This is a genomic window from Flavobacterium hibernum (assembly GCF_000832125.1).
GTDB lineage: Bacteria > Bacteroidota > Bacteroidia > Flavobacteriales > Flavobacteriaceae > Flavobacterium > Flavobacterium hibernum.
On record NZ_JPRK01000011.1, the window covers coordinates 59,959 to 83,586 of the forward strand.

The 23,628-nt window shown below is 32.6% G+C and carries 18 protein-coding genes and 1 other RNA gene; 8 read left to right on the plus strand and 11 right to left on the minus strand.

Translation table 11 applies throughout. From position 1 onward, the window contains the following. Positions 1 to 27: 27 nt before the first annotated feature. Both IW18_RS13125 and IW18_RS13130 read right to left on the minus strand, forming a co-directional pair. Complete coding sequence (locus IW18_RS13125) at positions 28 to 1,551, minus strand: SusD/RagB family nutrient-binding outer membrane lipoprotein (protein ID WP_041518340.1); 1,524 nt, start codon at positions 1,549 to 1,551, stop codon at positions 28 to 30. A gap of 11 nt (positions 1,552 to 1,562) precedes the next feature. Next, positions 1,563 to 4,751, minus strand: a complete 3,189-nt coding sequence (locus IW18_RS13130; RefSeq protein WP_160113204.1) for a SusC/RagA family TonB-linked outer membrane protein — start codon at positions 4,749 to 4,751, stop codon at positions 1,563 to 1,565. 269 nt (positions 4,752 to 5,020) lie between these two features. Between IW18_RS13130 and IW18_RS13135 the strand changes: the two genes are divergently transcribed. From IW18_RS13135 to IW18_RS13145, 3 genes are all read left to right on the plus strand, one after another. Further along, complete coding sequence (locus IW18_RS13135; RefSeq protein WP_041518342.1) at positions 5,021 to 6,073, plus strand: sensor histidine kinase; 1,053 nt, start codon at positions 5,021 to 5,023, stop codon at positions 6,071 to 6,073. Then, positions 6,063 to 6,764, plus strand: coding sequence for a LytR/AlgR family response regulator transcription factor (locus tag IW18_RS13140; RefSeq protein WP_041518343.1), 702 nt, complete (start codon positions 6,063 to 6,065; stop codon positions 6,762 to 6,764). Before IW18_RS13135 ends, IW18_RS13140 begins: the two co-directional genes overlap by 11 nt. Before the next feature lie 176 nt (positions 6,765 to 6,940). Then, positions 6,941 to 8,410 (plus strand): MFS transporter, encoded by a 1,470-nt coding sequence (locus IW18_RS13145; protein ID WP_041518344.1) that lies wholly within the window; start codon positions 6,941 to 6,943, stop codon positions 8,408 to 8,410. A 141-nt stretch (positions 8,411 to 8,551) separates the two neighbouring features. Here the strand turns inward: IW18_RS13145 and IW18_RS13150 are convergent, their stop codons facing one another. Next, positions 8,552 to 9,049, minus strand: a complete 498-nt coding sequence (locus IW18_RS13150; protein WP_041518345.1) for a hypothetical protein — start codon at positions 9,047 to 9,049, stop codon at positions 8,552 to 8,554. Positions 9,050 to 9,137: 88 nt separating this feature from the next. Beyond that, on the minus strand, positions 9,138 to 9,794 hold the full coding sequence (fsa, locus tag IW18_RS13155) for a fructose-6-phosphate aldolase (protein WP_041518346.1): 657 nt from the start codon (positions 9,792 to 9,794) through the stop codon (positions 9,138 to 9,140). A gap of 258 nt (positions 9,795 to 10,052) precedes the next feature. On the opposite strand from fsa, the gene IW18_RS13160 reads away from it, so the two are divergent. Then, entirely contained in the window at positions 10,053 to 11,339 is a 1,287-nt protein-coding gene (locus tag IW18_RS13160; protein ID WP_041518347.1) for a GAF domain-containing sensor histidine kinase, read from the plus strand. Between the two features lie 29 nt (positions 11,340 to 11,368). Here the strand turns inward: IW18_RS13160 and IW18_RS13165 are convergent, their stop codons facing one another. The 3 genes from IW18_RS13165 to ffs form a co-directional block, all read right to left on the minus strand. Further along, complete coding sequence (locus IW18_RS13165) at positions 11,369 to 12,172, minus strand: SDR family oxidoreductase (RefSeq protein WP_041518348.1); 804 nt, start codon at positions 12,170 to 12,172, stop codon at positions 11,369 to 11,371. A 46-nt stretch (positions 12,173 to 12,218) separates the two neighbouring features. Continuing rightward, on the minus strand, positions 12,219 to 12,593 hold the full coding sequence (locus IW18_RS13170) for a hypothetical protein (protein WP_041518349.1): 375 nt from the start codon (positions 12,591 to 12,593) through the stop codon (positions 12,219 to 12,221). 146 nt (positions 12,594 to 12,739) lie between these two features. After that, positions 12,740 to 12,837, minus strand: an RNA gene (gene ffs, locus IW18_RS22945) — signal recognition particle sRNA small type. Between the two features lie 88 nt (positions 12,838 to 12,925). Between ffs and IW18_RS13175 the strand changes: the two genes are divergently transcribed. Together IW18_RS13175 and hutI are read left to right on the plus strand one after the other, a co-directional pair. Then, positions 12,926 to 13,978, plus strand: coding sequence for a glutaminyl-peptide cyclotransferase (locus tag IW18_RS13175; protein ID WP_041518350.1), 1,053 nt, complete (start codon positions 12,926 to 12,928; stop codon positions 13,976 to 13,978). A gap of 88 nt (positions 13,979 to 14,066) precedes the next feature. Continuing rightward, positions 14,067 to 15,305, plus strand: a complete 1,239-nt coding sequence (hutI, locus tag IW18_RS13180; protein ID WP_041518351.1) for an imidazolonepropionase — start codon at positions 14,067 to 14,069, stop codon at positions 15,303 to 15,305. A gap of 175 nt (positions 15,306 to 15,480) precedes the next feature. On the opposite strand, the gene IW18_RS13185 is transcribed toward hutI, so the two are convergent. Then, positions 15,481 to 16,359, minus strand: a complete 879-nt coding sequence (locus IW18_RS13185; protein WP_041518352.1) for a hypothetical protein — start codon at positions 16,357 to 16,359, stop codon at positions 15,481 to 15,483. Positions 16,360 to 16,453: 94 nt separating this feature from the next. On the opposite strand from IW18_RS13185, the gene IW18_RS13190 reads away from it, so the two are divergent. Both IW18_RS13190 and IW18_RS13195 read left to right on the plus strand, forming a co-directional pair. Then, entirely contained in the window at positions 16,454 to 17,500 is a 1,047-nt protein-coding gene (locus IW18_RS13190; RefSeq protein WP_041518353.1) for a formimidoylglutamase, read from the plus strand. 124 nt (positions 17,501 to 17,624) lie between these two features. Continuing rightward, positions 17,625 to 18,875, plus strand: a complete 1,251-nt coding sequence (locus IW18_RS13195) for a DEAD/DEAH box helicase (protein WP_041518354.1) — start codon at positions 17,625 to 17,627, stop codon at positions 18,873 to 18,875. On the opposite strand, the gene IW18_RS13200 is transcribed toward IW18_RS13195, so the two are convergent. The 3 genes from IW18_RS13200 to aroC all read right to left on the minus strand — a co-directional run bounded on the left by IW18_RS13200 (position 18,872) and on the right by aroC (position 23,592). Next, positions 18,872 to 21,058 (minus strand): response regulator, encoded by a 2,187-nt coding sequence (locus IW18_RS13200; protein ID WP_041518355.1) that lies wholly within the window; start codon positions 21,056 to 21,058, stop codon positions 18,872 to 18,874. The genes IW18_RS13195 and IW18_RS13200 overlap by 4 nt on opposite strands. A gap of 140 nt (positions 21,059 to 21,198) precedes the next feature. Then, positions 21,199 to 22,479 (minus strand): dicarboxylate/amino acid:cation symporter, encoded by a 1,281-nt coding sequence (locus IW18_RS13205; RefSeq protein WP_041518356.1) that lies wholly within the window; start codon positions 22,477 to 22,479, stop codon positions 21,199 to 21,201. Between the two features lie 54 nt (positions 22,480 to 22,533). Continuing rightward, positions 22,534 to 23,592: a chorismate synthase gene (gene aroC / locus IW18_RS13210; RefSeq protein ID WP_041518357.1), complete on the minus strand. Its 1,059-nt coding sequence runs from the start codon at positions 23,590 to 23,592 to the stop codon at positions 22,534 to 22,536. Positions 23,593 to 23,628 lie beyond the last annotated feature (36 nt).

The window sequence follows — 23,628 nt, forward strand, 5'->3', positions numbered from 1 at the left end:
GCATGACTTTATTTTTGTAATTATGTTTTAGTTTTTATCCCACCAAACTTTATTTAACCAGTCATTTTTACCTCCCATTCTAGATAGAGCTTCTAAGTAATTGGTTTCATTTTTTTGCATCTCATCATTTGGATAATACAAACGTGTTGGTGTAACTCCTCCTGTTTCAGAATCTGGGTTTGTTATTGGAATTAGCTTAGGAAAACCTGTTCTTCTCCAGTTTGAATATGCCTCTATACTATTAAAGATATAAGTGATCCAAAGCTGTGTTGCAATTTGTTCTTTTTCTTTTCCTGCAACTAATGGCTTAGCTGTTAAATAAGTATTGATTGCCGTTTGAGTTGCTGGTGTAGCACCATAAATTTCTAATTGTTTTATCCCTGCTTCAACTCCTTTTTTATAGTAATCTGCTGCCGAACCCGGAATCCAACCTCTAAAAGCTGCCTCTGCAAGCAATAATTGTGTTTCTGAATAACTTACATGCAAAAACGGTGTTGTTTTTTGCTTAAAATAAGCCTGTATTCCTGATGTTGAACTTGCTCCCATTGGAACTTCCCATTGAAAAAGTCCTGGCTTAACTCCTTCATACAATGACTCGCCAGGTTGCGGCGGTACTCCCCACGCAAGACCACTCGTAGTTTTAGGTGTTGCATACATCGTTAATCTTGGATCTCCGTTATTTTTTAAAAAGTCAATAACCAAAGTACTAAAGTGATCTCCGTTTTCATTACCTACAAGAGCATAAGCCAAACCATTTCCTCTAAAATCTATCGAAGCCGGATCATCATTAAAGGTTGCATCCAAATGTTTCATGACACAATTATCACGATTATTTTCGAAAACACCATTTTGTAAAGCTGCTTTTACTTGTTTTTCAGCCTCGGCAGGTTTTACTTCAGAAATTCTCATTCCTAAACGAAGACGTAATGTATTAGCCAGTTTTTTCCATTGAATGATTTCTCCACCATAAAATAAATCTCCTTTTATCGGTCCTCCACTTGCATTTAATTGATTATATGCATCATCTAAATCTTTAAAAAATGAAGTATAAATATCTTCTTGTTTGTCATACTTAGGTGTTACAATTCCTTTTGAGAATCCTAATCCAGCTTCAGAATATGGAATATCTCCATAAATATCTGTAATACGTTGCGCTACCATTACTCTCATAATTTTAGCAACCGCATTCATATTTACAGCTTTAGGATCGTCTTTTGTTTTTTCGAGAATATCTACTACATTTTTTAATTCGTTTGAGTATCCATTTCTCCAAAGAGCGGTTGCATATCCATCGTCTTTTTTAAATTTGCTTCCAAATTCAGTTACGTTCCATGCCCCTGCATAATGCTGTACAAAACCTCCAGAGTAAATTAAGTTGGTTCTCCATTGGTAAAATCCGTCACCCGACATACACAATTGGGTAAACGTTAGTTGTCCGGCTGGATTTGCAGACAATGCAACTGGATCTTTTTCCAGTTCATCAAAATTTTCGGTACAGCCTACTGCAGTAAACAATGCGAGTATGGCTATTATTATCTGTTTAAATTTCATAATTTCTTTTTTTAGAATGTCACTTTAATATTAAAACCATACGATCTTCTAAATGGTAATGAACCATATTCGAATCCTTGTCCGTTTCCAGAAGTGTACATTGACTCCGGATCAACATTTGGCAGATCTTTATTAAAAGTCAATAAATTTCTTGCAAATGCCGAGATATAAATTGAATTAACTTTTGATCCTGCAAAAACACTTTTTGGTATCGTGTAACCTAAACTAACCTCTCTTAATTTTACGTATGAAGCATCGTAAACAAACGGCGCTGGTGTATTATTAAAAACAGTATTCCAATAATCCTGAGGATTAACTGGTGTAGTGTTTTTTACATAATTTGGATTTGCATCTGTTCCTTTGTTTACCACACCTTCTGCTACATAACCTGCGGTTGGTACCCATGTTGACTGACTAAAGTTAGGATCATTGGCAACTGCTTGCGCTCTTGCATGATTGTATGCATCTCTACCTTCTGTAGTAACATCTAAAAGTCCTTTTGTTGCTGCAAGCGAATTGGTCATAGAATACACATCCATTCCAAATTTCATATCAATTAAAAATTGCAGTGTAATACCTTTATAGCTAAATCTATTGGTTAAACCAGCAGCCCAATCCGGAAGTCCTTTTCCTAGTGCTACTTTTTCATCTGTAAATAATGGTAAACCATTTGCAGCAACTACTTTTTCTCCTGCTTCATTTCTTAAGAAATCTCTACCCATTATAGTTCCGTATTGACCACCAACTTGTGCTACGATAGCAGCTCCAGCCCAACGAGCTTCAGATATTGTGTAAGTAGAAATATCCGGATGCAAAGAAAGAATTGAGTTTTTGTTTTTTGAGAAGTTTAAATCAATTCCCCATTCGAAATTATTAGTTTTTATTGGTGTTCCTGATAAAAATATCTCGATACCTTCGTTTCTTAATTCTCCTGCGTTTACTGAAATGTACTCATATCCAGATGTTGCAGATGAAGGTAAATCTAGCGTTTGATCTGATGTATCTTCGCGATATACTGTAATATCCGCTTTTAATCTATTTTTAAAGAAAGCTGTTTCAAATCCAAACTCAACTCCTGTTTTTGACTGATAGGTTAAATTAGGATTTGGAGCTGCACTATTTTTAATATTTACAACACTCTGACCATTATAAGAAGCAAAAGTGGTGTAGTTCAAGGCATTTTTGTAAGCTCCCGGCGCATTTGAAACTCGCGCTATAGAAGCTCTAAATTTACCATATGAAAATGCATCGCTTTTTATACCAAATGCATCCGAGAATACAAATCCTAACGAAGCTGCAGGATAAAAAGCATCTTTATTAATTACACTAAACCAGTCATTTCTACCTGTAAATTCAGCATATAAATATCCTTTATAATCAAACTTTGCAGAACCATAAACTGAATTTGTTCTTGTTTTTGTTACTACAGGTGCATTTTCTGTCTGGTTAACAAAATTACTAATGTACTCTGTACCCGGTTCAATAATTTTTGTTCCAAATCTTGAATTTTGATCTCTGCTAAAGTCTCTTCTGTTTACTCCTAAAATTCCTGAAAACGTAAAGTTATTAGCCAATTTAATTTCACTAAAAGTAGCAATCAAATCAGTATTCATTTCAGACACATTGATATTGTTTAACCCAAGGTATCCTTCGTCTCTTCCTGGCCAAGTACTTCCTGCTGCCATAAAATCTTTAGAGCTAAAAGCATAAGTATCTAAACCTGTTCTAAATGTTAATGCTACCCAATTTTTAAATTGATACGTTCCGGCAACGTTTCCAATAAAACGATTTTTTAAAGAAGAGTTATGATTTGCTTCTGTAGTAAAATAAGGATTCAGTTGATAAACATTATTGTTCCAAGGATAAATCTGACCCGTTTCGTCGTTTTTATAATTTTTCAACCAAGCCTGATCAAAGTTTGGAGCCAATCCACTTAAAGAATATCCAACGTTATTAGGTGAATCTCCTAAACCTGGTCTATTATTAGTATTTTCTGCAATGTAATTTACATTGGCATCTAATTTAAATTTATCCGATTTTAAAGTTGCGTTTAAACTTGCATCGTTTCTTTCTAAACCTGAATTTGGAATTACGTCATCATTTTTCAAATTATTGAATCCAAATCTTACAAAAGCGTTTTCAGCTCCTCCAGATACCGCTACTCCATTTGATGTTGTAAATCCAGTTCCAAAAAAGTCTTGAATATTATTTTTAACTCTTGCATAAGGTTTCATAGAACCATCAAATATTTTTACTTGTTGCCCTACTGTTTCAGAAAACTTAGGTCCCCAAGCATTTGTAGTATATCCATAAATTTCTGTAGGTGCTTTTATAGGATCTGGTAATACTCCGTTTGATCCCGTACCATATTCAGTTTGATAATCTTTGTAATTCGCATTAACTCGGTCGAAACTCACGCCACTGGTTAATTCAACCTGAATTCTTCCTTTACTTCCTTTTTTAGTTGTAATTAAAATTACACCATTTAAAGCTCGCGAACCATATAAAGCTGCCGCAGCCGCTCCTTTTAGCACAGTCAAACTTTCAATATTATTTGGGTTAATACCCGAAATTCCATCTCCGTTATCACGTCCGTCAAACCATTTACTCGTTGCGGCCTGATCATTGCTTAAACCAGAATTATCAATAGGAATACCATCTACAATATATAGCGGTTGGTTACTCTCGCCAATACTTGAAATACCTCTAATAATAACTCTTGTACTCCCTGCAACTCCTGTAGCTGGTATCGAAACATCTACTCCGGCAATTCTACCAGAAAGCGCAGTTGTTACATTGGTTGTAATCACTTTGTTTAACTGCTCGCCTTTAACATCCTGAACGGCATAACCCAGCTCTTTCTTTTGTCTCTTAATCCCTAATGCTGTAACAACAACTTCATTTAAATTTTGTGTATCCTCAGTCAACACAACATTTATTGTAGCTGAAGAAGCCACTGTTACTGCTTTAGTTTTAACTCCGATATACGAAAATACAAGTACATCCCCTGTCGATGCTTGTATCGTATATTTTCCGTCATAATCAGATTGGGAAGCAATTTTTCCGCCCTGAACAATAACGGTTACTCCTGGGAGCGGCAATCCGTTTGGATCGCTCACTAAACCTTTGACTGTTTTTACCTGTGCAAGCGAAACCTGCGCTGTAAATGCAATCATAAAGATTAACATAATTTGTTTCATATTCTCATGGTTTTGTTGGTTAAGCGATAAATTTATTGTTAAAATTATCATAAATAAAACTATTTATACAAACAACACGAAACCTTAAACCAACGACATGAATCAATCAATAATATGTTTTACGAAAACGTTATCAGAATAATAATCTATTTTTTTTGCTATTTTTTTTAATTTTTTATTCAAAAGAATTGCGTTTTACCCAGTAATTGTTTAAAGTTGCACAATATTTCCAGGCAAAGAACAAATAATACTAAAGCGTTAAAGAAAAGTTGAACGAAATTCAAAAATTAAATTTTGACATTAAGCTAAAAAACCATATTTGGTTTTGGGGCGTCTATTTCACACTCAATTATTTAAGATGGGGTGCCTATTTCAATGATTATATATACGCATTCAAATCAAACCTAATCGAATTTTCTCTGGTTATCCCACTAGTATATTTTAACTTATTTATACTAGTACCTCGATACGTATTAAAACAGAAATACATTACCTATACCTTATTACTAATAGCAAGTCTTTTTGTAATTTATTTATTAAAAACGGCTCTAACCTACTATATTATATCCGAAAACATTTGGCCAGAAGCCAATAGAGAATATCATCCTTTTGACATCAATCACATACTGGCAGTTTGTATTGGCGAATTGTATGTTCTTGCTATGGCATCATCAGTATATTTAACTTTAACATGGCTGAGAGAAAGAGAAAGAAACAGATCATTGAGAGAAAATCAGTATAAGATCAAGTTAAAGTATCTAGAGAACCAAATTCAACCACATTTCTTTTTTAATACTTTAAATAACTTATACGCTTTATCATTAGAATCATCAAACAAGGTTCCGGATGTAATTATAAAACTGTCAAAGTTGATGGAATATGTTTTGTATGATGTTAAAGGAACCAAATTTGTTCCCCTGATAAAAGAAATTGACTATATTCAAAATTATATTGAAATCGAAAAGTTACGCTTTGAGAATGTAGAAGTTACCATAAATCTAGAATCCAATATCGAAGACATTGTTGTACCTCCTTTAATATTTATATCATTGGTCGAAAATGCCTTTAAACATGGCGGCGTAAACAACAATAACTTAAAAATTAAAATCAATTGTAAAGTTATTGACAATAAAATGTTAGACTTTGAAATCTTAAATAATTTTGTAATTTCACAAAATCTTAATTCAAAAGGAGGAATTGGTTTAGTCAATACCAAAAAAAGATTAAAATTAATTTACAAAAATAATTTCAGTCTAAAAGACACCACTAAATTAAATTACTATATAATCCGTTTGCAAATACCAATTGATAATGAAGATTAAATGCGTCTTGATTGATGATGAGCCTTTAGCGGTCAAAGTCCTGCAAAATTATTTTACAAATTTTCCAGACTTTGAAGTAGTTGGTTCGTTCAATAATTCCCTAGAAGCGCTAGACTTCATAAACAACAACACGATTGATGCTGTTTTCCTAGACATTAATATGCCGATGATGACTGGTTTTGAACTTATTAGCTTAATCGAAAACAAAACAAAAGTCATTATTACAACTGCTTTTAGAGAATTTGCGGCAGAAAGTTACGATCTTGATGTTTTAGATTATTTAGTAAAACCTATTCCTTTACCTAGATTTATTAAATGCATTAATAAAATCACAACGGAATTCAATTTAAAAAACAATATTAAGGTCGAAACCACAAAAGGTGACTCTCATATCTTTATCAAAGTCGATAAAAAAATGATGAAAATCAATATCGAAGAAATTCTATTTGTAGAAGGAATGAAAGAGTATATCAAAGTTGTAACACCGGATAAGACCTATATTACGCATAAATCCTTAACCTCCTTATCTGAAGAATTACCTGCAGATCGTTTTTTACGCATCCATAAATCATACGTAATTGCATTAAACAAGGTAAAATCTATAGAAGGAAACCGCATTCAGATACAATCTTACACCATTCCTATTGGCAGAAATTACAGTAAAGAGGTAAAAAACAAAATTCTGGAATAAACTCAACTTCAAATATCCATTTTCTAACTTGGTAAAAATTAACACATTGTTGAAAAAATGATGCCGTTGGTTTAAATTTAACATTATTTGTGCCTTTTTATTTTTTTTTGATATACTTAACAAATATATTTACGGTCTTCAAAAAACAATAAAATAAAAAATTAACCTCTTTAATTATGAGTTCAGAAAATGTTCAAACCAAATGGGGACAGTTTATCTCGTTGATAATTGTTTTCTTCTTTTGGGGTTTTGTTGGTTCAGCTAACGATATCCTTATTCCTGTTTTCAAAAAAGTATTTACCTTATCACAAGTACAATCACAATTAGTAGCATGGGCATTTTATGCAGCTTACTTTGTTGGATCAATGATTTTTTTCTTAGTTTCTTTAAAACTAGATGTTTTACAAAAATTTGGATATAAAAAAACCCTTTCAGCTGGTTTACTCCTTTCAGCATTTGGATCATTTTTATTTATTCCAGCTGCAACAATGGAAAGCTTTCCATTTTTCTTAACAGCTTTATTTACCGTAGGTCTAGGATTCTCAATTCAACAAATTGTAGCCAATCCTTTAGCTATTAAAATGGGAAGCCCACAAACCGGAGCTCACCGTTTGACTTTGGCAGGAGGAATAAACTCTTTCGGAACAACAATTGGTGCTATTTTATTAGGTATCGCTTTGTTTGGAATGGGAGACAACAAAAAGACATCACTTTCATTAGAAGATATTAAATTACCTTTTATTATTCTTGGACTTGCATTTATTGCAGTTGCTATTTTCATGAACTTCTCTAAAATTGAAGATCCTGCAAAAGAAGAGGAAGAAGTAGTAAAAGTTGCTCACGAAAAATTCAACATCCTAGACTATCCACAGTTGTACTTAGGAATGTTAGGAATCTTTATTTATGTTGGAACTGAGGTTACAATCATTAGTAATTTACCTGCTTTATTGCATACTGCCGAATTTGGTAATGTACTAGAAGATGCTATTGCTCCTTTTATCGCACTTTACTGGGGAAGTTTAATGATTGGTCGTTGGAATGGTGGTGTAAACGTTTTCAATACATCAAACTTAGTAAACACGGCTCTTAAATTTATTGTTCCTGCTGTAGCATTTGGAGTAATAATTGGCGCTAATATCTTTGCAGCACATGATGTTTCTTCATTTTACATCTACCCAATCTGGATTTTATTATTTATAGCGATCAGTTTTATTGGTGGTAAAAATGCCGGAAAAACTTTAATGCTTTTTGGAATATCAGGTGTAGTAATGATGATTGCAGGATTAGTTTGTCCAGATCCACAAATAGCTAAATTCTTCTTTATCTCAGGAGGATTATTCTTATCTATCATGTGGCCTTCTATCTTCGATTTAGCGATCGCAGGTTTAGGAAAAAATACAGGAAAAGCATCTTCATTCTTAATCATGATGATTCTTGGAGGAGGAGTTATTCCTTTAGTTCAAGGAAGTATCTGTGATATCGACTTAACTAGCCCAGGAGGAATATTTGGCATCACATGGACACATTTCTCTTACGTTGTACCACTTATTGGTTTTGCATATTTAGGATTCTATGGTTACTACTGTCCTAAAATATTAAAAAGACAAGGAATCAATCACGTTGAAGGCGGTGGCGGAGGTCACTAATTCTCAATAAAAAACAATAAAAAAATCCCAAATTCCAATTTTACAGATTGGAATTTGGGATTTTTTTTGCTCTAAAACTTATAATTTACGCAAACACAACTCTGAACCTTTGCAACTTTGTCCCTTTGAACCTTTCCTAATTTACTTAGCCGTTATAATCGCATTTAAATTCTTCTTAAAAACAGCCTTGTTTTGCGCTGATAATGTATAAACAACATCTTTATCAGCATGAACGATAACTTTATCGATATGCGCCTCTAAAAGCGCTTTTGGATCCTTTATTTTTAACGTACAAGCTCCATCAAAAAAACCATCATCCTCAATAATCTTCTTGGCCTCTATAATAGTTCCATCACTTAAAACTGCAGAAATTGTCATTGTTTTATTTAAAGTACTAGAATAAAATCCATCCATAACCAATAACAATCGATAAGAGTTTTTCATTTCCGGACCTTTAAACTCATGCCTCGTAATATTGTAACGTAAACCTTTGGCCAAAGTCTGAAACTGCTTCGAACAATCCAATTCAAAAGTAGCAACATCACCCGCTTCATTAACAGATTTTAAAACTTTAGCGACTTGGGCATTTATAGAGAAATTAATCAACCAAAATGCCAGAATTAAGATTACTTTTTTCATATATACTTAGATTTGAGATATATAAAAGTAAAAAAAAACGCCATCTTTCTAATGAAAAATGACGATTTTAATTTGTAAATACTAAGTACTACTTGTTTCCTTTTTCGAAATCAGCTACGAACTGAGCTAAACCAATATCAGTTAATGGGTGTTTCAACAATCCGTAAATTGCAGAAAGAGGTCCAGTCATCACATCAGCACCAATTTTTGCACAATTTACAATATGCATTGTATGACGTACAGAAGCTGCTAAAATTTGAGTTTCGTAACCATAGTTATCAAAAATCAATCTAATTTCTTCGATCAAGTTTAATCCATCAGTCGAAACATCATCTAAACGACCAATAAAAGGCGAAACATAAGTTGCTCCGGCTTTTGCAGCCAATAAAGCTTGTCCTGCAGAAAACACAAGAGTTACGTTAGTTTTAATTCCTTTATCAGAAAAGTATTTTGCAGCCATAACACCTTCTTTTGTCATTGGCAATTTAACCACGATTTGATCATGTAATTCTGCCAATTCCTCACCTTCTTTGATCATTCCATCAAAATCAAGTGCATTCACTTCAGCACTTACGTCACCATCTACAAGATTGCAAATGTCAACATAATGCTTCAATATATTGTTTTTTCCAGTAATTCCTTCTTTTGCCATCAATGATGGGTTAGTTGTAACCCCATCCAAAACACCTAAAGCTTGCGCTTCTTTAATTTGAGCTAAATTAGCTGTGTCAATAAAAAATTTCATAATATATTTAAATTTAATTGTGTTAATATTATTGGGTACGTTTTAACTCCTATTGAGATTATCAGGATTACCTAATCTATCTTTTGTTATAGAAAGAAAAAATAATACAGATACTATCCCTAACGCAAATCCGGTGCAAAATTACAACTTATAATTTCCAAAAAATAAAATTTAATCAATAATTCTTAATTTCAATATAAAGCTTTATCAAAACATTAAATAAAAAAATTGTATTTTTAAACAATAATATATCCCAAAGTGCTAGAAGAAAATTTCAAACAAGATATCATCAATATTGAAAACATTTCAATTGTTCCAACCCTTCTCAATGTTATATGTCAAACCACAGGAATGGGGTTTGCGGCGGTAGCAAGAGTAACAGAAGACAAATGGATAACATGTAGTGTTCTTGATAATTTAAAATTTGGCTTAAAACCTGGAGATGAGTTAGAAATAAAAACAACACTTTGCGATGATATCAGAAAAAATCCCAGACCAATAATTATCGATAATGTAAATGAAGATCCTGAATATCATGATCATCATACCCCAAAAATATATAATCTTCAAAGCTACATTTCTGTTCCAATTATTCGTCAGGACGGAAGCTTTTTTGGCACATTATGCGCTATCGACCCAAAGCCAAATAGTCTTACTGTATTTAAAGTCCGCGAAATGTTTAACTTATTTGCAGAACTAATAGCATTTCACTTAACAGCTATTGAACAGGCAACGGAAAACAAAAAAAAATTAACCGAAAAAAGCAACCTGCTTAAAAAAACAGAAAGACTAAAATCTGACGTAGAAGAAAAACTTATTGAGAAAAACATTTCGCTTGAAAAAATGAACAGCGAACTAGAGGCTTTCAATTACATTTCAAGCCATGACCTTCAGGAACCTTTACGTAAAATTCAGCTTTTTACAGATAAAATTGAAAACGAAGAAGCCGATAATTTATCCGAAAAAGGAAAAGAAGCATTTCAAAAAATTCGAACTTCAGCTTTTAGAATGCAAGCCTTAATAAATGACCTGCTTCTCTATTCCAGAACAAAATTTGACGAACGAAAATTCGAACTAAAAGATTTAAATACCATCGCAAATGATGTTATACAAGATTTACAAGAAGAAGTCAAAACCAAATCTGTCATCTTCGATATAAAAGACTTAGGTAGCCTAAAAATAATTGATTTTCAATTTAGACAATTGCTATACAATCTTATCAGTAATTCATTGAAATTTGCAAGTTCCGATCGAAATTTAATCGTGACCCTATCTTCAAAAATCACAAATGAAGAACTCAACAAGCTTTCTCCACTTACTAAATATCATCAAATAACCATTTCTGACAATGGTATTGGATTTGACCAATCGTATAGTGAAAAAATATTTGGACTTTTCCAGGCTCTACACACAAAACCTTTAAAAAGCACAGGAATTGGACTCACAATTGTAAAACGAATTGTAGAAAATCACAAAGGCTTTATCAAAGCCGAAGGAATTCTAAATCAAGGAGCAACATTTAATATCTTTATCCCAATAGAATAATTTACAAATATCGCTCCTTAATCAAGTCTTTATAACTTATAATGATTCATCAACATTTTTTCGTACACTTTATCAGGAAGCGCACGTTTTAAAACAATCGAAAACTTCTGCATAAAAGCTCCAACTTTATAATGCACATTTGGCTTTTTTTCCTGCATGATTTTATAAATAGCTTCTGCCATTTCATTAGGATTACTTCCTGCATCTACGTGCTCATTCATTGCCAAAAGTGTTTCTTCATATACTTTTTCATAAGCAGAACCATGTAAAACTGGAGCATGATAACGACCAGAAGCAATATTTGTAGCAAAATCGCCTGGAGCCACATTTGTAATTTCAATACCAAACTGCTTTACTTCCATTCTCAGAGCTTCGGTAATTAATTCTAAAGCCCCTTTTGAAGCCGAATAAACGCTACGATACGGTAAACCCATATACGCAGCAATCGAAGTAATATTTATGATTAGACCAGATTTTTGCTCACGCATTTGTGGCAAAACAGCTTTCATAACTTCAATTGGTCCAAAAAAATTGGTTTCGAAATTATTTTTGATTTCTTCCATCGGAATTTCTTCCAAAGGTCCAGTAATTCCAACACCAGCATTATTAATCACAACATCTAATCGTCCCGAAGTTGCAATAATTTTCGAAACAGCCGTCTTAATAGATTCAGCATTTCGAACATCTAAAGCCACAAGTGGAAAAATTGAATTCAGTACTTTTTCCGGATTTCTGCTCGTTCCATACACTACAAAACCTTTTTTATGCAAAAATTCTCCAATTGATTTTCCAATCCCTGAGGATCCTCCGGTAATTAAGACGACTTTATTCATTTCTTAGCTATAAATTTTAGGTTATGATTTTGAGTTACGACAATTATTAGTGATCAAGCCAATAATTAAATTCAAGTTTTGAAGCCAATTCTTTTATCAATATCGAATCTTTCACCTCTTTTGAAAAATCAACACTAATTTTATCAGGATCAATACGAGAATAATTTAGCTCATAATATTTATTTATCTTGAATTCAGAATTATCAGGACAACCTCCTGCTCTATTTCTGTATAATTTACCTTTAATATAATATTTCACATATGCAATACCAGAACCTTTTGTTGGTTTACATAAAGTATATTTACAAATAGTTTGACCGGCATATTCCCTAATTTCTTCTTTATAATTTCGCCCCTTAAGAACAAGATAAAACAATCCAATACCTATAAAGACTAAAATTACTTTTGAAAATTTCTCCATCCGACAAATATTCTGTTCAAATATTATATAATTTATGCAATATCTAATTTCCCAATGGGTCAAAAATAAAAAAATCCCCCCGAAGGAAGACTACTTTTAAATTAATTCTAAAAAAAAATCCGAACATAAAGTTCAGATTAAAAAAAAAATGGCAAGCGACCTACATCGCACCGCTCAACCACGTACCCTTGCTATGTTCCCATCCTGGGGGAGTCTGCAGGAGCTGGTCGTGTAGGACTTGCCGGTGCAAATATACAATCTTTTTATATTTTTGCAAGACCTTTGTTGCTATAAAAATATCGTCGTATATTGGCTTATTCAAAATTTAAACTATGAAAAATTATAACTTCCTAACTGTCATTTTATTAGGAATCACATTAATTGGATGTGGAGATACAAAAAAAGGTGAAAATTCTTTATTTAACATTGATGATTCGGCTTTTCCGGCCCATTTTCTTCCTCAAGAAGCAGTTTCGATCGCAATTTTAAACCCTAATTCGAAAGAAATTGATAGCGTCGCTTACTTCGTTAATGATAAAAAAGTGGGAAGTACAAAAGGTGCTGAAAAATTTAAATTTGAATTAAAAGATCAAAAATTAGGATATCAATACTTAAAAGCGACTGTTTATTTTGGATCAGATTCATCTGATGCAACTAAAAGGATCGAATTAGTTTCGAGTGTTGAACCAAAATTATTGAACTATAAAATTGTAAATACATATCCTCACGACACAAAAGCCTTTACTGAAGGTTTAGAATTTCATGACGATGTTTTGTTCGAAAGCACAGGACAAAAAGGAGATTCATATATTAGATCTGTAGATTATAAAACTGGAAAAGTTATCAAACAAGTTGATTTACCTAAACAATACTTTGGAGAAGGAATCACCTTTATTAATGGAAAATTATTCCAATTAACCTGGCAGGAAAAAACAGGTTTTATTTATGATGCCAAAACATTAAAACTAGAAAAAACATTTACCTACGATAGAGAAATTGAAGGTTGGGGAATGACTAATGACGGAAAATATATTTATCGCTCAGATGGTACTGAAAAAATCTGGAGAATGGATCCCGAAACTCAAAAACTTATTGATTACGTCAATGTATATTCAGGAACTTCAAAAATAAAAGTTCTTAATGAATTGGAATATATCAATGGTAAACTTTACGCAAATGTTTGGCAAAAAGACGCTATTGCAGTTATAAATCCAACTTCTGGAGCTGTAGAAGGAATTTTAAACATGTCTGGTCTACGCAAATCGATGAAAGACATTACCTCTGAAGATGTCTTAAACGGAATTGCTTACAATCCTAAAACCAAAACTATTTTTGTAACCGGTAAAAATTGGAGTAAACTTTTTGAAATAACAGTTTCAGAATAGATCGGAAAAAAATAATTTATCTATATCAGACCTAACAGGTTTTTAAAACCTGTTAGGTCTTGTTCGTTTCACAAAACATTAATGAATAATGACAACATTAATAACAAACATAAAAGAATTACTTCAGGTTCGCGAAACTTCAATTTCTAAAGTTTCAGGAGCCGAGATGGCAATACTTCCAACTATCAAGAATGCTTTTTTAATTTTAAAGGATAATTTGATTGAAGATTTTGGTTCTATGGAAAATCTTCCTGATATCAATGCCGACAAAGTAATTGATGCCACAGGAAAAATTGTTTTACCTTCTTGGTGCGACAGCCACACTCATATTGTATATGCAGGAAATCGCGAACAGGAATTTGTAGACCGAATTAACGGATTTTCATATGAGGAAATTGCTAATCGTGGTGGCGGAATTTTAAATTCAGCCAAAAAGCTCAACGAAAAATCTGAAGAAGAAATATATGAGCAATCAAAACTTCGTTTAGAAGAAGTAATGCATTTAGGAACCGGTGCTGTCGAAATTAAATCCGGTTATGGATTAACAATCGAAGGTGAACTAAAAATGCTTCGTGTCATTAAAAAATTGGCCAAGAATTATCCCATTTCAATAAAAGCTACATTTTTGGGCGCACACGCTTTTCCATTACATTACAAGGAAAATAAAGCGGGTTATATTGACGAAATCATAACTAAAATGCTACCCGAAATTGCCCAAAATAAACTTGCTGATTTTGTTGATGTATTTTGCGAAACCGGTTATTTTTCGGTCGAAGAAACTGAGAAAATTATGCAAGCTGGAATTGAGTTTGGCTTAAAACCAAAAATTCATGTCAATCAGTTTAATTCTATTGGAGGAATTCAAGCCGGAATTAAATTTAAAGCCCTTTCTGTTGATCATCTAGAAATTATGAACCCTGAAGATATTGAAGCTTTAAAAGATACAGAAACAATGCCCGTTGCGTTGCCATCATGCTCTTACTTTTTAAGCATTCCGTATACACCAGCGCGCGAAATGATTAAAGCAGGTTTACCACTTGCTTTGGCAACAGATTTTAACCCTGGTTCTACTCCATCCGGGAATATGAATTTTGTCGTCGCAACTGCTTGCATCAAAATGAAAATGACACCGGAAGAAGCTATAAATGCTGCAACAATAAACGGTGCTTATGCAATGGGTATTTCAGAAACTCATGGAAGTATTACAAAAGGTAAAAAGGCAAATTTAATCCTTACAAAACCTATTTCTTCTTATTATCAAATTCCTTATGCTTTTGGAAGTAACTTAATTGAAACTGTTTTTCTAGAAGGAGAAATTCTAAAATAACACTCCTTTATAAAATATTCAAATCTAATTGCTAATTTATCTTAGAAGTCACGTAAACAGACAAAAAAGCAAAGAGAAACAAACCAAAAAAAAGAAAATAGCTATAAATAAAAAAAGGTCTGTGAAGCAAATCACAGACCTTTAATATCTAAGTGGTATTTCCTGTTTGGACGTATTATCTCAAGTTAAAACTTGTTTTAGAAACCAATTCGTCATTATCATAAACATTGATAAAATAAGTTCCTTTAGCAAAATCTTTACCTGGTAAATCTTCACTAACATTTACTGTTTTGTTTTCATATTTAACAGTAGTTTTAAAACTATAAGTTAAACTATTGTCACCAAAACTTTCTGTTTTCTTTTCTCCTAAAACATTATTTTTAGAATCGATAACCTGTACATAATATGTTTTATCACCAGATTTAGCGATTTGGTTTTCAGCGATGGTAAAACTAATTTTTAAAACATCAGCACGACTTGCTTTATCAGTTTCAATTTGTTTTCCTGAGCTTCTTAATTTGTATGCAGCAGTTTTTGTATTCAATACTGATAACTTAGCACCTTTTTCAACAGTTTTAGCCAATTCTTCGTTTTGACCAACTAATACTTCATTATATTTTTTAGATTCTCCTAAAACTACAATTGTACTGTCTCTTTGAGTTGTTAAAACACCATTTTGTTTTTTCAATTCGTCATTCTCAGCAACTAAAGTCTTCATTTTACCTTGCATCGCCTGAACTTGTGATCTAAATTTAGACACATCTCCTTTAGACTTATTCAAATCATCCATTAGAGCTACTACTTTGTCTCTTTCCTGAATTAACTCATCAGACATTGAAGTATTTTCAGCAATTGCAGCATCATAAGTTGACTTCAATTCTTGCAAATCTTTCATAACAGATTCTTTCTCTGTCATTGTCGTTGTAAGTTCAGTTTTAACTACTTCTGTATCTGAAGATAATTTAAAAATATACACTAAGCTACCAATTAGTAGGACTGCTAAAACTGCGATTACCGCCTTTAGACTTGAGTTGTTGTTCTTTGGGTTTTCCATATTTAATAATTTTCTTTAAACAAATTTAATAATTAATATAAGCTAATAACGTAAGTTACGACAATTATATTATTTTTGGAAATAAATTTTTTTCATGGAGAAACTAATCCCGTTTACTGTTAATGATTTGGCAAAAGTTACAAATCATCGAAGTGGTGAAATAAAGTTCGGAGAAAAAATGATTGTTATTCCTAAGGGAGTTGACAAAATCACATTTTTAAAAGAGAGCGAAGCTAAGTATGTTCTATTGGGAATTCCTGAGGATATTGGTATACGTGCCAATTTTGGCAGACCCGGCGCAGCATCGGCTTGGTCAAATGCTATAAAAAGTATTGCAAACATTCAACACAATCGTTTTTGTAAAGGCAGCCAGATTATTGTTTTAGGACAACTAAATGTTTCTGAAGAAATGCGTGAGGTTGAACATCTTGATTTTCAAGATATCGACGACCGATCAAAACTAAGCCAGTTAGTCGAACGAATTGACAAGGAAGTTTCGCACATCATATTTACAATTATTAAAGCAGGAAAAATCCCAATTATTATTGGTGGCGGACATAATAATGCTTACGGAAACATAAAGGGTTCGGCTTTAGCCAAAGGAAAACCAGTAAATGCAATTAATTTTGACGCTCATTCTGATTTTAGAATTTTAGAAGGTCGTCATAGCGGAAATGGCTTTTCATATGCATATGAAGAAGGTTTCTTAAAAAAATATTTCATTTTTGGATTACACGAAAATTATACCTCTAAAAGTGTTTTAGACATTATTAAAAAAATAGAGGATCGCGTTCGCTACAACACTTATGATAGCGTAAACATTCGCAAAGAAAAAGATTTTAATCGCGAAATGGCTTTAGCATTAGAATTTATTAAAACTGATTCTTTTGGTATCGAAATAGACTTAGATGCCATTCCAAATATTGCCAGCAGCGCAATGACTATAAGCGGTTTTTCTGTTGAAGAATTACGTCAGTTTATTTCATTTTTTGGACAACATCGAAATGCTACTTATTTACATATATGCGAAGGAGCTCCGGATCTTGCTGATTCTCCGAACAATAATTTAATTGGTAAATTAATTGGTTATTTAGTTACTGATTTTATCAAAGCCAATAATGAAAAAGAAAAAACGCAATGAAGGTCAACGGGGTTAAAACCACACATTTCCCAAATAATACAAGATTCAAATAAAGGATTAACCGAATAAACCTATCTTTGCACAGAATTTTAGTACTTAAAACTAAATTCTTAATACATAAGATATGTTATTCGAAGATTTATCACTTTCAAAAAGTATACAAAAAGCCGTATTTGAAGAAGGCTACCTTAACCCTACTCCTATTCAGGAACAATCTATTCCGATTGTCTTGGCTGGAAGAGATTTAATTGGTTGCGCACAAACAGGTACAGGAAAAACAGCCGCATTTGCTATTCCAATCATACATCAATTACACAGAATTGTTGGCTCTACAAAAAAAGCCAAAGTAATTCGTGCACTTATAGTTACTCCTACTCGTGAATTAGCGGTTCAAATTGGACAAAGCTTTGACACTTATGCTAAATATACCAATTTAACGCAATTGACTATTTTTGGTGGAGTTTCTCAAAACCCACAAGTTGACGCTCTAAAAAATGGTGTTGATATTTTGGTTGCAACTCCGGGAAGATTATTAGATTTACAAAAACAGGGGTTTCTTGATTTAGATCATTTGCACACTTTAGTTCTAGACGAAGCAGATCAGATGTTGGATATGGGTTTTATAAACGATGTAAAAAAGATCGTAAAACTAACTCCTAAAAACCGTCAGACTTTATTATTCTCTGCTACGATGCCAATCGCTATTCGTGAGTTGGCCGAAATGTTTCTTCAAGATCCTGCAAAAGTAGAAGTTTCTCCGGTATCATCAACAGCCGAAAATGTAGAGCAACGTGTTTATTTTGTTGAAAAAACAGAAAAAAGAAACTTGCTGTACCACTTAATAAAAAACGAAAACTTATCAAACGTACTTGTTTTCTCAAGAACTAAACATGGTGCAGATAATGTTGTAAAAGCGCTGCGCAAAAAAGATATTCCCGCAGAAGCAATTCACGGTGATAAATCGCAAAATGCAAGACAACGTGTTTTAGATGCTTTTAAAAATAAAGAAGTTGGTGTTCTTGTAGCGACAGATATTGCAGCACGAGGAATTGACATTGATCAATTACCATTTGTAATCAATTTTGATTTGCCAAATATTCCAGAAACATATGTACACCGTATTGGACGTACTGGACGTGCAGGAAATGGCGGAATTGCAATTTCATTTTGTAGTAAAGACGAACACGGATACTGGAAAGATATTCAGAAATTAATAAAGGTAGATGTAACAACCGTTACAGATCATCCTTATCCATGGCATTCTGGAAGTCCTGAAGCGACAGCAGAAAAACCTAAAAACTCAAACCGAAGTGGCGGCGCTCATAAATCGAGAAAGTCAAATGCTTCTAAACAAAATAAAAAACGCTGGTATTAACCAGCGTTTTTTGCTTCATTTATAAGGTAGTTTATAATTTTAAATAGCCTAACTGGTTCAAATGGTTTAATAATAATATCATTTATTCCTGAAGAAAGTGCTTCATCTGTAATTTCGTCTTTATCAAAAGCTGTCAAAGCAACGATTGGTATTTTCGTGTCTTTTAAACGAATTCTTCTGGAGGTTTCAAACCCATTCATCAAAGGCATATTGATATCCATTAAAATAAGATCAAAGTCTTCTTTTTCTAATATATCCAAAGCAGCAAAACCATCATCAACTACTTTGCAGGTATAATTATTTTTTTCGATAATCTTTTTTGTAACCAATTGATTGATCAGATTATCTTCTACTATTAAAATTTTATAGACTTCATTTGAGGTTAAATCAACTTCAATTTCTTCAATAATCTTTTTTGTTTTTTTAGGATCGTACTCAAAAGGAATGATAAATGTAAATGAAGTTCCTTCTCCAATATTACTTTCGAGATTAATTGTAGTACCAAAAAGTCCTAATAATCTTTTTACAATACTCAATCCTAAGCCAGTTCCTTGATAATCTTCATCTTTTCGCCCAACCTGAACGAACTTTTCGAAAATCTTTCCCTGATCTACAACCGCAATTCCAACGCCATTATCTTTAATTAGAAAATCCAGATAATACATTTTCCCTTCTGTTCTGTCTAATTTCACAATAATTCCAACCTCACCATCTTTTGTAAACTTTAATGCATTACTCACTAAATTCATTAGAATTTGAGCTAACCTTAATTTATCTCCAATTAAATATTCTGGAATACAGGGATCTATAGAAATTGATATTTTGTTATTGTTTTTTTGTGCTAAAAAGGAAAGAGAATTTTTAATCATCGTTATTTCATCCGACATATTAAAGGTCAAACTTTCCAGTACAACTTTATTTTCTTCAATCTTATTAATTTGAAGAATGTCATTTACTAAAGACAATAAATATCTTGCCGAAAATTTTAAAGCACTCAAATGTGTGCTTTGCGATAATTCTTTATGTTCTTCCAACAACATATTCGTTATTCCTACTACACCATAGAGCGGAGTACGTAATTCGTGGCTTATAGTCGAAATAAATTGAGTTTTAAGCAATGAGGCTTCTTCAGCAATTTCTTTTGCTTTTAAGAGCTCTAAATTATGTCTTTTCTTAAATCTGATATTTTTGATTAATGTTATAATCAGAAATAAAAGAATTAGAGAAATCAGGATAAATAAGATTACGATAATTCGAGATTTTTTAAGACTTTGATACTGGGAATCTTTTTCGTTTTCAATTTTATCAATCTGTCTTTTATATTCGTCTAACTCAAGATTAAAACCAGCGGTAGAAGCTTTCTTGAGTTTTTCTTCGTTGTATAGTTGTTCTGCAATTTCATCATAACGTGCAAGGTTTTTATAAGCCTCTTCGTATTTCTTAATTTTGGTTAAGAACTTAGAATACTCTAAATGTGCATATGATAAATCGGATCTTTCTACGTTATTTTTTCCTGCTTGAATAGCTTTTACAAAAAAAGAATCTGCTTTATTATAATCATTGCGATGACTAAAATACATTCCGTTGAGCATATTCACAGCAATTTCAGTCGATTTGTCGCCGTACCGTTCAAAATTATTACCCACAAATTTTAAATAAGGATATCCTTCTTCAAATTTATTAATATCAAAATAAGCCCAGGCTATATTTACGTTCGTAAAATAAACCTGACTCATGTCATTAATTTTTAAACTGTAAGCGATCGATTTTTTATAATAACTTATTCCTTTATTAAATTGTTTTTTTTCGAAACAATAAATATTTCCAAGGTTGTTATGAAGTCTGTATTTTAGAGTATCATCGTCTGTTTTATTAGCGTAGAATAATCCTTTATTATAAAAGAAAATGGCTTTATCAAACTCTGATAATTCACTATAATTTCCAGCTATAATTTTATACGCTTTTGCGATTAAAAGATCGTTTTTGGAAATTGTAGCGTAATTTAAAGCAATTCGCGAAGTAATTAATGATTTTTCAAAATTCGATTCTTTATAATCTTCCCAAGCCTGATCTACAAGTTTACTAATCTTTGCTTCGGGTAAACTTTCAGATTGCGCAATTGCCGAATTGGCAAAGCAATTCAGTAACAAAAAAAGCAACAGAAAAATCCGCATTTGGGGCATAAAAAAGTAGGCTAATTTGATCAAATATACGTTTAAAAATAAAAAAAAGCCGTATTTCCTATAAAAATACAGCTTTTCTCTTTTTATTTAAAAACTTTTAAATACTCCTGTTTTTTTCTTACGAAAAAACAGCATAAAAGTTATTCTTCAGTAGCAACTTCAATTTCTTTACCTTCTTCCCATTTACCAACGACAGATGTTGCTAAAGCATTCCCTAACACATTGGTAGCGCTTCTAAACATATCGCAAAAGTGATCGATTGGCAAGATTAAGGCGATTCCTTCAATTGGAATTTTAAACATTCCACAAGTTGCCGCAACTACAACCAAACTTGCTCTTGGCACACCTGCAATACCTTTACTTGTTAACATTAAAACTAAAAGCATTACCATTTGAGATCCTAAATCCAAATGAACGCCATAAAACTGAGCAATAAAAATACTGGCAAAAGTCATATACATCATACTTCCATCCAAATTGAATGAATAACCAAGAGGCAACATAAATGATACTATTTTATCCTTAACACCAAATTCTTCTAATTCTTCTGTTAATTTTGGAAAAACAGCTTCACTACTAGTTGTTCCAAAAGCAATTGCTACAGGACCTATAATGCGTCTTAATAACTCTGTCATTCTTCCTTTCAGAAAAATATAACCCACAACTATTAAAACAATCCATAATGTGCTTATCCCTACTAAAAATGATCCGAAAAATTTAAAGTATGTAATCATTAATTCTTCGGCATCTCTAATCGCAAATACTCCAGCAATTGCACCAAAAACTCCAATTGGAGCAAAGTTCATTACATAGTTTACCATTTTTAATACAACATGCGATATTTTATCAAAAGCATTTATAACAGGCTTTACAGTATTTCCTAATGATGCAGCTGCTAATCCGAAAAAAATAGCAAATACTACGATTTGCAAAATTTCATTGGTAGCCATTGCTTCAAAAATACTTTTAGGAACGATATGTTCAACAAAATTCTCAAAAGACAAAGTTGTTGTTTTAGCCGTTACCTCAGAAGCCGCAGACATATCAACGTGATCTAATTTTAAACCTACTCCCGGTTCTAAAATATTTACATAAAACAATCCAATTAACAAAGAAATAAATGAAGCCGTAAAAAACCATCCAAGTGCTTTTCCTCCAATTCTACCTACCGTTTTCAAATCTCCCAATTTGGCAATTCCAACTACTAAAGTCGTAAATACTAAAGGAGAAATAATCATTTGCACCAATCTGATAAAGATTGTTGCCAGCATTTTAATTTTATTACTAAAGGATAGTGCAGCTTCTTGCGAAATATAATTGTGCAAAATAATTCCTAAAGTTGCTCCAAGAATCATTGCAACAATAATTTGCCCCGTTAATCCTGAAAGAAATGATTTTTTTTTGGTTTCTGTAACTTGCATTAATTTGTTTTATTTAGAATTAAAATATTAAAACCCTCACTGTTTTAACTTTTATTAATATGTTTTGTTGATTAAATAAAAATCAGCCAAAACAATTGCTGCCATTGCCTCTACAATTGGCACAGCACGCGGTACAACACACGGATCATGACGTCCTTTTCCTGTCATTGGTGTAATGTTTCCTTTATTATCTAATGAATCCTGAGTTTGCATGATAGTTGCAACTGGTTTAAAAGCAACTCTGAAATAAATATCCATTCCGTTACTAATTCCACCCTGAATTCCTCCTGAAAGATTTGTTTTTGTTGTCCCGTCAGGATTATATAAATCATTGTGCTGACTTCCTTTCATTTCAGAACCCGAAAATCCACTTCCGTATTCAAAACCTTTTACGGCATTGATTGAAAGCATTGCTTTTCCTAATTCTGCATGTAATTTATCAAAAACAGGCTCACCTAAACCAACCGGAACGTTTTGAATTACACACGAAACAATCCCACCAACGGTATCTCCTTGTTTACGAATATCACGAATATACTCTTCCATTATTGCTGCCGATTTTTCGTCAGGACAACGAACTGGATTACTTTCTATTTTAGAAAAATCTAAATCTTGATATGGTGTATCTAAATGAATTGGACCTACTGAAGAAACGTATGCATTAATTTTAATTTCGGGTAACATTTGTTTGGCAATTGCTCCCGCTACTACTCTACTTGCTGTTTCTCTCGCAGAACTTCTTCCGCCACCGCGATAATCACGAAAACCATATTTTTGGTCGTATACGTAATCTGCGTGACTTGGTCTGTAATTATCTTTTATATGTGAATAATCATCTGACTTTTGATTGGTATTTGGAATAATAAATCCTATTGGAGTTCCAGTAGTTTTACCTTCAAAAATTCCAGATAAAAACTGAACCGCATCTGGCTCTTTTCTTTGTGTTACAATCGCTGATTGTCCCGGTTTTCTGCGTGACATTTCAACCTCAATTGCTTCCAAATCAAGTTCAATTCCTGACGGGCAACCGTCTATAATTCCGCCCAAAGCTTCGCCATGAGACTCTCCAAATGTTGTAACCTTATATAGTGTGCCGTAGCTATTTCCTGCCATCGTAATTTGTTTTGAGCAAATGTAAGTTTTATGAAT

Coding starts and splice junctions, on each gene's coding strand:
- IW18_RS13125 (WP_041518340.1), bottom strand. CDS start 1,551: ATGAAATTTAAACAGATAATAATAGCCATACTCGCATTGTTTACTGCA.
- IW18_RS13130 (WP_160113204.1), bottom strand. CDS start 4,751: ATGAAACAAATTATGTTAATCTTTATGATTGCATTTACAGCGCAGGTT.
- IW18_RS13140 (WP_041518343.1), top strand. CDS start 6,063: ATGAAGATTAAATGCGTCTTGATTGATGATGAGCCTTTAGCGGTCAAA.
- IW18_RS13145 (WP_041518344.1), top strand. CDS start 6,941: ATGAGTTCAGAAAATGTTCAAACCAAATGGGGACAGTTTATCTCGTTG.
- IW18_RS13150 (WP_041518345.1), bottom strand. CDS start 9,049: ATGAAAAAAGTAATCTTAATTCTGGCATTTTGGTTGATTAATTTCTCT.
- fsa (WP_041518346.1), bottom strand. CDS start 9,794: ATGAAATTTTTTATTGACACAGCTAATTTAGCTCAAATTAAAGAAGCG.
- IW18_RS13165 (WP_041518348.1), bottom strand. CDS start 12,172: ATGAATAAAGTCGTCTTAATTACCGGAGGATCCTCAGGGATTGGAAAA.
- IW18_RS13170 (WP_041518349.1), bottom strand. CDS start 12,593: ATGGAGAAATTTTCAAAAGTAATTTTAGTCTTTATAGGTATTGGATTG.
- IW18_RS13175 (WP_041518350.1), top strand. CDS start 12,926: ATGAAAAATTATAACTTCCTAACTGTCATTTTATTAGGAATCACATTA.
- hutI (WP_041518351.1), top strand. CDS start 14,067: ATGACAACATTAATAACAAACATAAAAGAATTACTTCAGGTTCGCGAA.
- IW18_RS13185 (WP_041518352.1), bottom strand. CDS start 16,359: ATGGAAAACCCAAAGAACAACAACTCAAGTCTAAAGGCGGTAATCGCA.
- IW18_RS13190 (WP_041518353.1), top strand. CDS start 16,454: ATGGAGAAACTAATCCCGTTTACTGTTAATGATTTGGCAAAAGTTACA.
- IW18_RS13195 (WP_041518354.1), top strand. CDS start 17,625: ATGTTATTCGAAGATTTATCACTTTCAAAAAGTATACAAAAAGCCGTA.
- IW18_RS13200 (WP_041518355.1), bottom strand. CDS start 21,058: ATGCCCCAAATGCGGATTTTTCTGTTGCTTTTTTTGTTACTGAATTGC.
- IW18_RS13205 (WP_041518356.1), bottom strand. CDS start 22,479: ATGCAAGTTACAGAAACCAAAAAAAAATCATTTCTTTCAGGATTAACG.
- aroC (WP_041518357.1), bottom strand. CDS start 23,592: ATGGCAGGAAATAGCTACGGCACACTATATAAGGTTACAACATTTGGA.